The organism is Xanthomonas theicola, from assembly GCF_014236795.1.
GTDB classification, from domain to species: domain Bacteria; phylum Pseudomonadota; class Gammaproteobacteria; order Xanthomonadales; family Xanthomonadaceae; genus Xanthomonas_A; species Xanthomonas_A theicola.
In genome coordinates this window covers 1,815,442-1,829,078 of record NZ_CP049017.1, presented here as the reverse complement: position 1 = coordinate 1,829,078, position 13,637 = coordinate 1,815,442, and the positions used below count along the sequence as shown (strand labels likewise).

Genomic DNA, 13,637 nt, shown 5'->3' with positions numbered 1-13,637 from the left:
CCGGCTTTGATAGAACACGAACCCGCCTTCGTCCTGCATGCGCGCCCCTGGCGCGAGACCAGCCTGCTGGTCGAAGTGTTGAGCGCGCGGTACGGCCGCCTGGGCGTACTGGCGCGCGGCGTGCAGGGGCCGAAGAAGCAGCCGTTGCGCGCAGCGCTGCAGCCGCTGCAGTCGATCCGCTTCAGCGCGCAGCGCCGCGGCGAGCTGGCCCAACTGCGCGCCGCCGAGGCGGTGGACACGGCGCCGCGGCTGAGCGGGGACGGTATGCTCGCCGGGTTCTACATCAACGAACTGACCCTGCGCCTGGCGCCGCGCGACGATCCTGCACCGGATCTGTACCTGGCCTACGCGCGGGTGCGCACGCGGCTCGCGGCCGAGGCGCCGCTGGCGTGGACGTTGCGCTGCTTCGAGCGCGACCTGCTTGATGCGCTGGGCGTCGGCTTCGACCTGCGCCACGACGGCGACGGCGAGCCGATCGACCCGGCCGCGCGCTACGTGCTGGATGCCGAACACGGTCCTCGCCGCCTGCTCGGCGACCGCGGCCACGACCAGCGTAGCGGCATGGCCACCGGCCGCGCGCTGCTGGCGCTGGCCGCCGACGAGATGCCGCTGGTGGAGGACCTGCCCAGCCTGCGCCGCGGCATGCGCGTGGTGCTGCTGCACCACCTGGGTGGGCGCGGCCTGAAGTCGTGGGAGATGCTGGAGGATCTGCGCCAAGGCAATGCCGCTGCGGCGGCGACCATGGCGCCGGCTGGCGCGGAACCGGAAGTGCACCAAGGGACGCCGTCGGTCAGGTCGCGTCGCTGACATCAGGTGCCTGGATGTTGGGTCGGGTCGGCGGCGCTGTACGGCCTATGCCCTAATCCTACTGTGCCATTAAATATGGCTGCGTAGATTTGCCTTTCTGTCGAGCAGCTTCGCGCTGATTTGGATGGCGATCATCCAACGAAGCGTTGCGATGGAGTCGGCCACGTGGCGCTGGGCGCGTTGTGGCCCTGCCGCGCGGCAGGAAATTCTCGGGTAAGGCAGGTTGCGGGCGTTGTGACGTTTTTTTTTTTTATATGCGGCGAGCGCTTGCACCCGGCAATGGTCGACGCAAGCCGTTGCACCCTGTAGGAACACTTCGTTCGCGAAGACACTGCGGACAAGACGCGCCGTGCGAAGCTGCTCCCGCAGCAGCGGTATCCGGACCGCGGATGCCTTGGCGGCCATCGGCGCATCGCAGTGCGAGGTCGCGTCGACGACGACGCCGGCGTGGCGTGCGCGCCCCACCATATTTCGCATCGTGTGCAGGAACGATGCGCGTTCCATCAAGAGCGAACAAAAAAAGCGGCCCGAAGGCCGCTCTGTTTTTGGTGCGAGCAAGGGCGCCGGATCAGCTTGCGCGCTCCTTGTGCTTCTGGTGGTCGTCGCTCTCGCCGCTGTCTGCTTTGTTGTGCGGCTGCTGCTGGGCAACGGCGACCGGTGCATTCGTCGCTGGCGCGGGCGGTGCGCCGAACAGGCCGGTACCGCCGGCCGCCGCAGCGGACGCCGGTGCGGCGTCGCTGGCGCGGCCGCTCTCGCTGCCGTCCTTCGGTACCGCTGCCGCTGCGACCGGTGCCTGGGTCGGCGCCGGTCCAGGTTCGACCGTGGCGGCCGCTTGCTCGGGGAGGGCGTCCAGCAGCGTGGTCTGCATCGGCGCATAGGCCGGCTTGGCGCGTGCTTTTTCCTCGGCCAGCGGCGGCGGCGCCGCTGCAGCGTTCTGCTGCGGCCCGGCGGCCGACCTGGAGACCGTCGCCGGCGCGTCGGCCGGCGTGACCGGTGCTGCGTCGGCATCCGCTTCCGCCGCCGGCGTCGCTGCGGCGAGCGGAGCGGGCTGCTCGACGACAGGCGCCGACGGCCCGGCAGCGTCGATCGGCCTCGGATCGATGGTGGCCGGCTCAGTGCGCGACGGCGGCGCTGGTGTCGGCGCAGGCATTGCCTCGGCGCGCGCGCCCGGCGCCTCGCTGACGGGCGGCAACGGCGCTGCCGCGACCGGTGGCCTCACCGGCGCTGCCGGCGCGTTGGCGACAGGCAGCGGTGCGGCAACGGCAGGAGCCGCTGTGATCGCTGCGGCTGCGGCAACCGGCGTCGCTTGGGCCGGAGCGACGTTGGCTTCGGTTGGCGGCAACGCCCCCGCAACGGCGGTGTCCGACGCCTGCGCGGCCGCACGCTCGCGGCGCGGCTGCGGCCCGCGCTTTTCCCGCGGCGCGCGCAGCGCCTGCTGCGGCTTGGCGGCGGCGCTTTCGGCCAAGACGGCATCGTCGTCGAAGTCGAACTCGGGCTGGCTGCGGCTCGGCGCCGGCGTGGTTTCGCCGTCGCTGTCGCCGGCATCCAGTTCGATGTCGTCCAATCCCGCCGCTTCACTGCCGCTGCCGCTGCCGGCGTCGCTGTTGCCGCGACGACGGCGTCGGCCGCCGCGCCGGCCGCGCCGGCGGCGGCCACCGGCCTCGGCACTGGCCTCGTCGGCTTCGCCATTGTCGCCATTGTCGCCGACCGGGACGGCCTGCGCGGTCTCCGCTGCGCTCTCGCGTTCGTCGACGCTCACCTGTGCCGCGCTCGCTTGCGGCGCGGCTACCGGTGCGGCGATGGTGCTGCTGTTGACCTCGCTGGCCGGCGCCTCGCTGCTCAGTGCGGCGCCACCACCGGCCAGGACAGCCACCGCGATCGTGGTGGCATCCTGCGCTGCAGTGGCGGCCGCCGGTGCCGTGGCGGGCTTGGCCACGCCCTCGTCCGGACGCGGCTGGCGCTGCGGCTTGTCGCTGTGCGCCAGGGCTTGTACCGGTTCCTGCTGCGGCTTGGGCTGGCGCGGCGGGTTCTGCGGCTGCTGCCTCGGCGCCTTGGGCTGTTGCGGCTTGGCCTGCTGCGGTGCCTGCTCGTTGCGCGGCGGCTTGGCCGCAAGGTGCGGCTGGCCACCCTGCACGTTGCCGCCGCCATTGCTTGGACGGCGCTCGTCGCGGCGGACGTTGCCGTTGCCGCGCGCGGCGTTGCCACCCTGGCCGCCGTTGCGGCTGCCGTCGCGGCGCGCGTTGCGCTCGCCGCGGTCGTTGCGGTTGCGGTTGCCGTCGTGGGCGCGCTGCCGCTGTGCCGGTTCGCTCGCGGCCGGCACCGGCGCCGGGCTTTCGCCGGCGCCGAAGATCCGTTTCAGCCAGCCGACCACGCCGCTGGCGGGGACGGCGACGGGCACGGGCGCCGGGACCGGCGCGGGGGCGGCGACCGGTTCCGGCACGTCGACCACTTCGCGCACCGGGGCCGGCTGTGAATGCTTCACATGGGTCACGGCGGGCGCGGTCGGAATGTTCAGCTGCGCCTTGGTCAGCGTGTGCACCGGCAGCTTGCGCGGGGTGTTGCGCTGGTAGCTGGGCTTGGCGCTTTCCTCGGCGAGTTCGTTCTCGCGCAGGCGGGTCACTTCGTAGTGCGGGGTGTGCAACTGCTCGTCGGCGACGATGACGATCGGCGCGTCGTGGCGCTTCTCGATCTCGCTGAGCGCGCGGCGCTTCTCGTTGAGCAGGTAGTTGGCGATCTCCACCGGGGCCTGCACCAGCACCTGCCCGGTGTTCTCCTTCATCGCGTGCTCTTCGGCGACGCGGATGATCGACAGCGACAGCGACTCGACGCTGCGCATGCGGCCATGGCCGTCGCAGCGCGGGCACACGATCTGGCTGGACTCGCCCAGCGACGGGCGCAGGCGCTGGCGGCTCATCTCGAGCAGGCCGAAACGCGAGATGCGGCCGATCTGCACCCGCGCGCGATCGTACCTGAGCGCGTTCTGCAGGCGGTTCTCGACCTCGCGCTGGTGCTTGTTGGAGGCCATGTCGATGAAGTCGATGACCACCAGGCCGCCGAGGTCGCGCAGGCGCAGCTGGCGCGCGACCTCTTCGGCCGCCTCCAGGTTGGTCTGAAACGCGGTGTCCTCGATGTCGCTGCCCTTGGTCGCGCGCGAGGAGTTGACGTCCACCGCGGTCAGCGCCTCGGTCTGGTCGACCACGATCGAGCCGCCGGACGGCAGGCGCACGCTGCGCTCGTAGGCCGCCTCGATCTGCGATTCGATCTGGAAGCGGTTGAACAGCGGGATATCGTCGGTGTAGTGCTTGAGCTTGCGCAGGCTCTGCGGCATCACCTGCTGCATGAACTCCTGGGCATCGCCGTACATCTCGACGGTATCGACCAGGATCTCGCCGATGTCGGCGCGCAGGTAGTCGCGCAGGGCGCGGATGATCAGCCGCGATTCCTGGTAGATCAGGAACGGCGCCGGCTTGGCCAGCGCGGCCTCGGCGATCGACTTCCACACCTGCAGCAGGTAGTCCAGATCCCACTGCAACTCTTCGGCGTCGCGGCCGACGCCGGCGGTGCGGATGATCACGCCCATGTCGTCGGGGATGTTCAGCTTGTCCAGCGCTTCCTTCAGCGCGGCGCGGTCCTCGCCCTCGATCCGGCGCGAGACGCCGCCGGCGCTGGGCGAGTTCGGCATCAGCACCATGTAGCGGCCCGCCAGCGAGATGAACGTGGTCAGCGCGGCGCCCTTGTTGCCGCGTTCTTCCTTGTCCACCTGGACCACCACTTCCTGGCCCTCGCGCAGCAGCTCGCGGATCGTCGCCTTGTTGTGGTCGACGCCGGCCTGAAAGTAATCGCGGGAGATTTCCTTCAGCGGCAGGAAGCCGTGGCGCTCGCCGCCGTATTCGACGAAGGCCGCTTCGAGCGAGGGTTCGAGCCGGGTGATGCGGCCCTTGTAGATGTTGGACTTCTTCTGTTCCTTGGACGGCTGCTCGATGTCGATGTCGTACAGGGTCTGGCCGTCCACGATGGCCACACGCAGCTCTTCCGCCTGCGTGGCGTTGATCAGCATTCGCTTCATTGTTGCGTTCCTCGCGCTGCTACCGCGCGGAACGCCATGGGGTTTCGCTTCTGGTCACGCTTCGCCGCCCATCGCGCATGCGCGGGGAGGGAGGCTTGAGCTTCCAGCGCTACGACACCACGGCGAGCCGCGGGAGCGCTTCTTTTAAGGTGGTTCAGGACCGGCGGCGACTCCAGCCAGGCTGGACGCCGCACGGGGCATGTTCAGCGCGGACGCTGGTGGCGTCCGGCGATGGCCGGGTAGGCCGGTGAGCCGCTAACATGGCCGCCCCGGGGGCGGTGGTCGCGCACTGTGCCGGAATCGTTGCAAGCCGGGCTTCTGGCCCTGCGCTAACTTCCAACGAAATCAAACCCTTATCTCGCCCCCCGAGTGTAACAGAATAAACTGCCCGATGACTTCCCCCCCGTCCCCTCCCAAGCCGCGCGACGTCGCGACCAGCGCGGTGCGCATTCTCAAGGTCCCGGAAGACCGGGCCGGACAGCGCGTGGACAATTTCCTGCTCGGCCAGCTCAAGGGCGCCCCGCGCAGCCTGATCTACAAGCTGATGCGCAGCGGCCAGGTCCGGGTCAACGGCGGCCGCACCAAGGCCGAGCGCAAGCTTGAGGCGGGCGACGAGGTGCGGATCCCGCCGGTACGGTTGAACGAGGAGGGCGAGAAGACCGCGCCGCCGGACGGGTTCATGGCCCGCCTGGAGGCGGCGATCGTGTATGAGGACGCGCGGCTGCTGGCGCTGAACAAGCCCTCCGGGGTCGCCAGCCACGGCGGCAGCGGGATCGGCTTCGGCGCGATCGAGACGCTGCGCGCGTTGCGACCCAACCAGACCCTGGAACTGGTGCACCGGCTCGACCGCGACACCTCCGGGTTGCTGATCGTCGCCAAGAAGCGCTCGGTGCTGACCGAGATGCAGGCGCTGCTGCGCGAGGACGACCGGGTCGAGGGCCGCGGCATCAGCAAGCGCTACCTGACCCTGCTAGTCGGGCGCATGCCCGACGGGGTGATGAGCGTGGATGCGCCGCTGCACATCGGCCTGCGCCAGGGCGGTGAGCGCCACGTGCAAGTGAACGCGGCCGGCAAGCCCTCGTTGAGCCATTTCCGGGTGCTGGAGCGGCGCGACGGGCATTCCTATTGCGAGGTGCGGATCGAGACCGGCCGCACCCACCAGATCCGCGTGCATGCCCAGCATCTGGGGCATCCGGTCGCCGGCGACGACAAGTACGGCGATCCGGCGGTCAACAAGCGGCTGCGCGAACAGATCGGGCTCAAGCGCCTGTTCCTGCATGCCGCGTCGCTGGAATTCACCCTCGACGGCGGCAAGACCCCGTATCTATTGAATGCGCCGCTGGCCGACGAGCTGACCGAGGCGCTGAACCGCCTGGGCGGCTGACCCAGGCGCCGGCCGGACGACCCGCTGCGGATCGCCCGGCCGGCGAGATTCAGCCGTTGTGCTTGTCGTGGTCGTGGTCATGGTGCGGGTCGGAGTGCGCCTGTGCCGGATGCGGGGCAGGACGCGGCTCGGCTGCGTGCATCGGTAGCGGTCGCGGCGGCGCGACCCTGGCCATGCGTTGCTCCTGCATCGGTGGCCGCTGCTGTTCCTGTCGCGGCATGGCCTGAACACGCTCAGGGAACTCCCGCATCGGTGCCTCGCGGTGCGCGGGTGCCGGCGCTTGCGCGTTGAAGGCGGCGAACTGGTGCGGTGCCTGCCGCGGCGGCTCGGGCTGGGCGAATCGGGCCTGCTGCGCACGTGGATCCTCCCGTTGCGGCGCCGGCATGGACATCGCGCGCGCCGGCGCTGCATGCGCCATCTGCATGTTCCCCATCGGCATCGGCGCGTTGGCGTGCGGCGCCTGCGGCAGGTCGCGCCGTTGCGCTGCGGCGGCGTTGGCCATCGGCATGGCGTGGCGGGGATCGGTTGCGGACATCGGCATCGGTGCGTGCGGCGATTGCGCGAATGCAGGCTGCGCGCGCGCATCGCGCGCGACGCCGGCGGCGGTCGGGCCGCCCAGCCCGGACAGCGGCGGCCGCTGCGCCACGTTCGCCGCGACCGGACGGCCCGGCTGCAGCATCCGTTCGTTGAAATGCGGCGTGGACAGCTGTGCATAGTCGACCGCGCGGCGTGGCGCCGCCGCCGCCGCCGGTGCGAACTGCGGCGCGGGGCCGTGCGGGTTCTGGGCCATGTGCGGCGCCAGCGCCGCGGCCGCCGCCGCCGCTGGCATCGCCGCCAACGCCGCCTGCTGCGGAACGCTGCGGTTGTCGTTGCGCACGAAGCTGCGCGCGTCGATCCGGTTGTTGGTGATGTTGTTGACGATGGTGGTACGCGGCGCGTAGACGCGGTTCTGGTAGACCACGTAGTGCGGCGCCGAGGGCGGCGCGTTCCAGTTCATGCCCCAGCTGTTCCAGCCCCAGCGGTGCCAGGCCGGTTCCGGTTCCAGCCAGCCCAGCGGGCCATGGTGGTGGTGCTCCAGCGCGTCGCCGACCAGTACGCCGACGCCGAAGGAAATGATCCCGGCGGTCACCAGGTCGCCCTCGCTGTAGTACCGCGGGTGGTAGCGGTACTCGCGGTAGACGTCGACCGGGGCGCCGTACACCACCTCCGGGTCGTAGCGCGGCACGTAGACCACATCCGGCTGCGCCGGCTCGATGACGATGGTCTGGCTCGGCGGCGGGATCCGCTCGTCCGCATAAACCGGCTCCACCACCGTACGCCGCACCACCTGCACCCGTTGCTGCGGCGTGTTGCGCAGATGGCCCTGCGCCTGCGCGCGACCGCGCATGACCTGGATCGCGTCGAGGACCTCGTTGGGGTCGTGCGCGTAGGCGTCGCCGAGCGCGCGGGTCCAGTCGCCGTTGCCGGCCAGCTGGTCGATCACGTCGGGAAACGCGGTCAGCGCCTTGACGCTGGGATCCCATGGTTGCGCCGCCGCCTGCAGGCGGTCGGCCGCGGCCAGGCCGCTGTTGCTGCGCAGCCAGCCCTGGGCATCGCTGACCTGATTGGGATACACCGAGGCGGCCAGCGTCTGCGCGAGCAGCTTGTCGGGGAACAGCGCGATCGGCGCCACCAGCTTGTACAGCTGCTCGGCGCTGGGCGGCACATAGGGAGCGGGCGCGGGGGCGGCGGCGGTCGCCGCGGTCGCGGTCGGGGCGGGCGACGGTTGCCGTTGGCACGCACTCAGCGCCAGCACGCTTGCCGCGGTGGCCAGCGCCAGCGCCAACTTCGGTGACGGCAGGGGACGGCGGATCTCCATGCTGCACCTTTTCGACGTGGCGTTCGGAAGATGCGCGCAGGATGCTCTGTGTTGCATGTCTGCAAGCTTTCTGCAACGCGCCGCCACACCGGCCGCGCCGGCGTCCGTTCAGCCAGCGTGCGGCGCCCGGCTCAGGGCGTGGTGGACAGGCGGAACAGCACCAGGCTCAGCGCCAGCGTGGCCATGCCGGCGACCAGCCCGTACACGGTCTCGTGGCCCTTGGCGTAGCGCTTGGCCGCCGGCAGCAGTTCGTCCAGGGCCAGGAACACCATCACCCCGGCGATGAGCCCGAACACCGTGCCGAAGATCGCTTCGGACAGGAACCGGGCCAGCGCCACATAGCCGATGAGCGCGCCGATCGGCTCGGCCAGGCCCGACAGCAGGCTGGCGGCGAAGGCGTAGGACTTGCGCCCGGTGGCGTAGTGCACCGGCACCGCGATGGCGATGCCTTCGGGAATGTTGTGTACGGCGATCGCGAACGCCAGCGGCATGCCCACGGTGGGGCTCTCCAGGGTGGCGAAGAACGTGGCCAGGCCTTCAGGGAAGTTGTGCGCGGTGATCGCCACCGCGGTCAGCAGGCCGACGCGCTTGACATAGGCGCGGTTGTCGGCGCGGAACAGCGGATCCTGGGCGTTGAGGCTTTCGTGCGGGTTGGGCACCAGCCTGTCGATCACCACGATCAGTGCCATGCCGGCCAGGAATGTCAGCGTGGCGTAGGCGTAGCCCAGGCGCGGATCGAACGCCTGGCTGAAGGCGGCGACCGACTTGCCGAGGATCTCGGTCAGCGACACGTACACCATCGCGCCGCCGGCGAAGGCCAGGCCGAAGGCGAGCAGGCGCGGGTTGGGTCCCTTGCTGAACAGCACCAGGACGCTGCCCAGGCCGGTGGCCAGACCGGCGGCCAGGGTCACCGTTAGGGCGATCCACACGTTGTGCGAGGGAATATCCAGCATGCGCCAGGCAGCTCCTGTGTCGAGACGGGGGTGAAAGCGGGCGCGAGGCTGGCGAACATGACGGCGACGCAGCGCCTTGGCGGCGGTGCGCGCAGTCGGCCTGCCGGCCGCGCTCAGCCGGACGGGTGCGCCTGCGCGTCGAGCGCGAAGCAGCGGTCCGGACGCGGTTGCGGCGGATTGAAGCTGACCGGGATCTGGATCGTCCACGGCACCGCCCGGCCATTGCGCGTGGCTGGTTTGAAAAGCCATTCGCGCACGCGCTGCTGCGCCGACGCATCGAGCCCGGGCTGGCCGCTGCTGGTGACCAGCGTCACTTCGGTCGGCTTGCCCTGCACGCCGATCACCACGCTCAACACCGCCTTGCCGCCGAGTCCGGCGCAGGCCAGTTCGATCGGATAGTCCGGCGGCGGGGTCTGGACGGCGGCGACCTCGGTCGGCGCGACCGCCACGCTCTGGGTCTGGGTTTGCTCGGCGCTGCCGCAGCCGCCGAGCAGCAGCGCCGCGGCGAGCGGCAGGCAGGAGGCGGTGGCAAGGGTGCAGCGGTAGGATGCGGCGGGCATGGGGTTCATTCCGGTAGGGCCGACGCCTTGGCGGCGCAGATGAAATCGTTTTCGCTGAGCCCGCCGACATCGTGGGTGGAGTAGCGGACCACCACCCGGTCGTAGTGCACGCCCAGATCGGGATGGTGGTCCTCGCGGTGGGCGATCCAGGCCAGCGCGTTCACAAACGCCAGCGTGCGGTAGTAGTCGGGGAAGCGGAACGTACGGCTGATCGCCATGCCGTTCTCCACCAGTTCCCAGCCCGGCACCTGCGGCAGCAGTTCGGCCAGCCGTGCCTGGGTGAGCTTGTATTCGCTGCCCTTGCACGACACGCAATGGGCCTGTTCGAGGGGGATCAGGTCGTTCATTCTGTAGGGCCTCTGCGGCGGGACGGCCGAACGCGCCGCCCATGGGCAAGTTCGCGCTGAGCCGATGGCGTGGAAGCGCTAGAATAACCGCATGATCCAGATCTCCGACACCGCGCAGACCCATTTCCGCAAACTGCTCGAACGCGAGGCCGTGCCGGGCATGGGCGTGCGCCTGAGCGCGGTCGATCCCGGCACCGCCCGCGCCGACGCGCGGCTGGAGTTCGCCGAGCCCGCTGATCTGGCCGGCGACGAATGGGCGATCGACTGCGCCGGCTTCACCCTGTACGTGGCCGCCGACAGCGTCGCCTGGCTGGATGGCGCCGAGATCGACTACGTCACCCAGGGCACCGGCCAGCAACTGACGATCAAGGCGCCCAAGATCAAGGGCGAGGCCCCGGGCGAGGCCGCGTCGCTGGTGGAGCGGGTGCGCTGGGTGGTCGAGAACGAGGTCAATCCGCAGCTGGCCCAGCATGGCGGCCGCGTGGCGGTGCAGGAGGTGTCGTCTGATGGCGTGGTGCTGCTGCGCTTCGGCGGCGGTTGCCACGGCTGCGGCATGGCCGACGTGACCCTCAAGCAGGGCATCGAGAAGACGCTGATGGGGCGCGTGCCGGGCATCACGGCCGTGCGCGACGCCACCGACCACGACAGTGGCAGCACGCCGTACATCCCGCGCGGCACCGCGGCCTGAGCTTCGCGCCACGCCGGTGACGCGTGCTGCCGACATCCTCGATGCGCTGTCGGCGCGCGAGTTGCTGCACGATCGCCGCACCGGCCTGCCGTCCACGTGGGCGCACTGGATCTGCGCGCAGCCGGCCGCGCCGCGCCGGTTCGTTTCCGGCCAGGTGATCGCGGCGATGCCGCAGCGCGCGCCGGCGCTGGTGTCGCGGTTGCCGGCGCTGCGCGCATGGCAGGCATTGCGCCGCCTGTGGTGGCAGGGCTGGGACCCGGCACCGTACGACCAGCGCTGGTGGCGGCGGATCGCGGCTCTGTTCAGCCTGGTGCTGCACCTGTTGTTCGCGTTGTTCCTGCTGTGGATCGCCTTCGTGCGCTGGTTGCCGCCGCGCCCGGACGCAGGCGAGGCCGCCGGGCGCGTGCAGGTCGAATTCGTCGGTCGCGGCACGCCGGCCGACACCGGCGGTGGCGCGGCCGCCCAGGATGCGGCGACCGCCGCGGCCCAGCAGGCCGCCGCCGCGGTACGTGCGCGCCAGGCCGCGGCAGCTGCGGCTCGGGCACAGGCCGCCGCACGCGGGGCTCCGGCCTCGGCTCAGGCGACGGCGCAAGCCGTGTCCAGCCCGCCGCCGCCGGACCAGCCGCTGCAGGTCACCGAGACCGCGCAGCCGACCAGCGATTTCGTGCTGCCGCCGCCCAGCGTGCCCCAACCGGAGCCGCCGCCGCGCGCGATCGTGCCGCCGCGCGTGCAGGTGCCGGTGCGCGAGGTCGAGGTGATCACCGCGGTGCCAAGCGTGGCGCAGCTCCGTCCGCGCGAGGTGCCGGCGCCGCTGCTGCAGCAGGTGCCGCAGATCCGCCTGCGCGATCCCGCACCGACGCTGCGCACGCCGGAGGCCCCGCCGGTACGGCAGATCGAGTTGCCGACGCCCGCCGCGGCGGCTGCGCCAGCTGCGGACGCGGTGCCATCCGACGCGGCGGCCAGCACGCCGGCGAACGCCGCGGCCCCGGTGTCGGCGGCGACCCAGGCCAGCACCGCGGCACAGGGCAAGGCCGAGACCCGGACGCTGGCTGGCACCGGCGCCGCTGCATCCGGCAGCCAGGCGCCCGCGTCAGGCCGCGGTCCGGCCGCGGTCGCCCGCGACGGCGGCTGGGCCACGCCGCAGCGCGGCGACGACTGGGGTGCCTCGGCACGCCACCGCGCCGGCGACGCCGGTGCCGGCGCCAGTCAACGCAATGGCCTGTTCAACGGCGATGGCAGCGTGCGCGTGCCTGGCGGCGAAGGACAGGGCAAGGCGCCGCCGCGCGGTGCGCCCGGCACCGAGACCGACAGTTGGTCGCGCGACCAGATCGCCAATGCCGGCCAGTGGCTGAAGCGTCCGCCGTACGACTACAAGCCGACCTCATTCGACAAGTACTGGTTGCCGAACGCGACGCTGCTGGAAGAGTGGGTGCGGCGCGGCATCAAGGCCGTCAACATCCCGATCCCGGGTACCACCAGCAGCATCTCCTGCGTGATCTCGATCCTGCAGGTGGGCGGCGGCTGCGGCATCACCGATCCGAACCGCAGCGAGCAACCGGCCAGTGCGCGGCCGCCGCCGCAGGTGCCGTTCAAGCCGGGCCTGCAGGAAGACAACGGCAAGGTGAAGTAGGCGCGGCATGCGGCACGCAGCGCCGGCCGGCGCTCGATCGCCTCCGCGGCTTGCGTACGACAACGGTCGGCTGCGGTCGTTCAAGCTCCGCCATGCGCAGCGGCATGCGATCGCAGCGCGAGGCGCGAGCCGTGCACGGTCGCGGCGGACGCCGGCCGACGGCGCCGGCCAGGGCCATGCCCGGCGGTCGGTCGATGGATGTGAATCGGGGGCGGCACCGGCGGGACGCCGGCCGTCGCACTCACTTCAGATCGTGCAGGTCGCGCAGCTGGGGGGTACGCGATCCGAAGTACGCCGCCAGGTCGGCGATGTCCTGGTCGGCGAGCGGCGTCGCCTGCGGGGTCATCAACGGATGCTGGCGATCGCCGCTGCGGTACGCCTGCAGCGCATGCGCGAGGTAGTCGCCATACTGGCCGCCGAGCTTCGGGTAGGTCGGGTCGATGGGCGCGTTGCCGTCGGCGCCATGGCAGTCGATGCAGCTCTGCCCGGTGGCCTTGCCCTTGGCGTGGGCCAGCGTCTGGCCGGCGGCGACACGCCCGCCCGGCAGGCCGGCGGACGAGCCGGAACCGTGTTCGCCGCTGGCGTGGCCGGGGTCGCCGGCGGACTGGCTGGTGGATTCCACCTGCGATTGCGAACACGCCCCCAACCACAGGGCAGCAAGCAGGACGATGGCGGGACGCGATGCGTGCGCGGCGTTCGGCATGGGATGGCTACTTGAGGGTGGTCAGGTAAGCGGCGATGTCGGCGATGTCCTGGTCGGAAAAGCTTTCCGCCTGGGCCTGCATGGTCGGGTGCTTGCGCTTGCCGAGCCGGTACTCGGTCAGCGCCTGGGTCAGGTACTGCGCCGACTGGCCGCCGATCTTGGGAATGCGGTAGCTCGGATACGCGTTCTTGTAGCCGGTGACCCCGTGGCAGCCCTGGCAGGTGTAGGTCAGCAGCTTGCCGTTGGCGGCATGGCCGGCGGTGGGGGCGGCCACTGCCGGGGCGGCGACCGGGGCAGGAGCGGCTGGCGCCGGCGCGGTCTGCGCCGTTGCCGGGGCGACCCCGAGGGAAACGAGTACGGCCAAAGCAAAACAAGCGGCTAGCGGCTGCGTGCGCATGGTTTCGTGGTCCGGAGGACGGGACTGGGAGTTCCGGCGTGGGGGAACACGGAACGACCCGAGTATAGCCTGGCCTTCCGCGGCTCCGAAACAGGCCCCTGAGATGCCCATGCAGAGGCCATGCAATGGGTCATGACCCGCACCATGACCTTTGGCTCATTCACCTTGGGGTTCAGCCGACATACGTGTAAAAATGGCTCACAAGATCGGATTTCATCCATTGCATCAGTGAGTTAGCGGATAT

12 protein-coding genes are annotated in these 13,637 nt (G+C 71.0%); 4 read left to right on the top strand and 8 right to left on the bottom strand.

All coding sequences use genetic code 11. The annotated features are described in order from the left end of the window. The first annotated feature begins 6 nt into the window (after window positions 1–6). Window positions 7–807 (top strand): DNA repair protein RecO, encoded by an 801-nt coding sequence (gene recO, locus G4Q83_RS08350; RefSeq protein ID WP_246432321.1) that lies wholly within the window; start codon window positions 7–9, stop codon window positions 805–807. A gap of 69 nt (window positions 808–876) precedes the next feature. Here recO and G4Q83_RS08345 read toward each other — a convergent pair whose 3' ends face one another. Both G4Q83_RS08345 and G4Q83_RS08340 read right to left on the bottom strand, forming a co-directional pair. Continuing rightward, window positions 877–1,365 carry a hypothetical protein gene (locus tag G4Q83_RS08345; protein ID WP_128420599.1) on the bottom strand — a complete coding sequence of 163 codons (489 nt, stop codon included), beginning with the start codon at window positions 1,363–1,365 and terminating at the stop codon, window positions 877–879. Window positions 1,366–1,375: 10 nt separating this feature from the next. Then, window positions 1,376–4,864 carry an Rne/Rng family ribonuclease gene (locus G4Q83_RS08340; RefSeq protein WP_246432376.1) on the bottom strand — a complete coding sequence of 1,163 codons (3,489 nt, stop codon included), beginning with the start codon at window positions 4,862–4,864 and terminating at the stop codon, window positions 1,376–1,378. A 400-nt stretch (window positions 4,865–5,264) separates the two neighbouring features. Between G4Q83_RS08340 and G4Q83_RS08335 the strand changes: the two genes are divergently transcribed. Continuing rightward, complete coding sequence (locus tag G4Q83_RS08335) at window positions 5,265–6,257, top strand: RluA family pseudouridine synthase (RefSeq protein WP_128420597.1); 993 nt, start codon at window positions 5,265–5,267, stop codon at window positions 6,255–6,257. Window positions 6,258–6,306: 49 nt separating this feature from the next. Here G4Q83_RS08335 and G4Q83_RS08330 read toward each other — a convergent pair whose 3' ends face one another. The 4 genes from G4Q83_RS08330 to G4Q83_RS08315 form a co-directional block, all read right to left on the bottom strand. Beyond that, complete coding sequence (locus G4Q83_RS08330; protein WP_386273462.1) at window positions 6,307–8,109, bottom strand: DUF3300 domain-containing protein; 1,803 nt, start codon at window positions 8,107–8,109, stop codon at window positions 6,307–6,309. A 137-nt stretch (window positions 8,110–8,246) separates the two neighbouring features. Then, window positions 8,247–9,068 carry a zinc transporter ZupT gene (zupT, locus tag G4Q83_RS08325; protein ID WP_128420595.1) on the bottom strand — a complete coding sequence of 274 codons (822 nt, stop codon included), beginning with the start codon at window positions 9,066–9,068 and terminating at the stop codon, window positions 8,247–8,249. Between the two features lie 113 nt (window positions 9,069–9,181). Then, entirely contained in the window at window positions 9,182–9,628 is a 447-nt protein-coding gene (locus G4Q83_RS08320) for an energy transducer TonB (RefSeq protein ID WP_128420594.1), read from the bottom strand. Window positions 9,629–9,633: 5 nt separating this feature from the next. Continuing rightward, window positions 9,634–9,975, bottom strand: a complete 342-nt coding sequence (locus G4Q83_RS08315) for a 4a-hydroxytetrahydrobiopterin dehydratase (protein WP_128420593.1) — start codon at window positions 9,973–9,975, stop codon at window positions 9,634–9,636. Between the two features lie 91 nt (window positions 9,976–10,066). Here G4Q83_RS08315 and G4Q83_RS08310 point away from each other — a divergent pair, with 91 nt between their 5' ends. After that, window positions 10,067–10,663, top strand: coding sequence for an NfuA family Fe-S biogenesis protein (locus tag G4Q83_RS08310; RefSeq protein WP_128420592.1), 597 nt, complete (start codon window positions 10,067–10,069; stop codon window positions 10,661–10,663). A 16-nt stretch (window positions 10,664–10,679) separates the two neighbouring features. Then, on the top strand, window positions 10,680–12,293 hold the full coding sequence (locus tag G4Q83_RS08305; protein WP_128420591.1) for a transmembrane repetitive protein: 1,614 nt from the start codon (window positions 10,680–10,682) through the stop codon (window positions 12,291–12,293). Between the two features lie 241 nt (window positions 12,294–12,534). Here the strand turns inward: G4Q83_RS08305 and G4Q83_RS08300 are convergent, their stop codons facing one another. Together G4Q83_RS08300 and G4Q83_RS08295 are read right to left on the bottom strand one after the other, a co-directional pair. Further along, entirely contained in the window at window positions 12,535–12,996 is a 462-nt protein-coding gene (locus G4Q83_RS08300; protein ID WP_128420590.1) for a c-type cytochrome, read from the bottom strand. Between the two features lie 7 nt (window positions 12,997–13,003). Beyond that, on the bottom strand, window positions 13,004–13,393 hold the full coding sequence (locus tag G4Q83_RS08295; protein ID WP_128420589.1) for a c-type cytochrome: 390 nt from the start codon (window positions 13,391–13,393) through the stop codon (window positions 13,004–13,006). Between the last annotated feature and the right edge of the window lie 244 nt (window positions 13,394–13,637).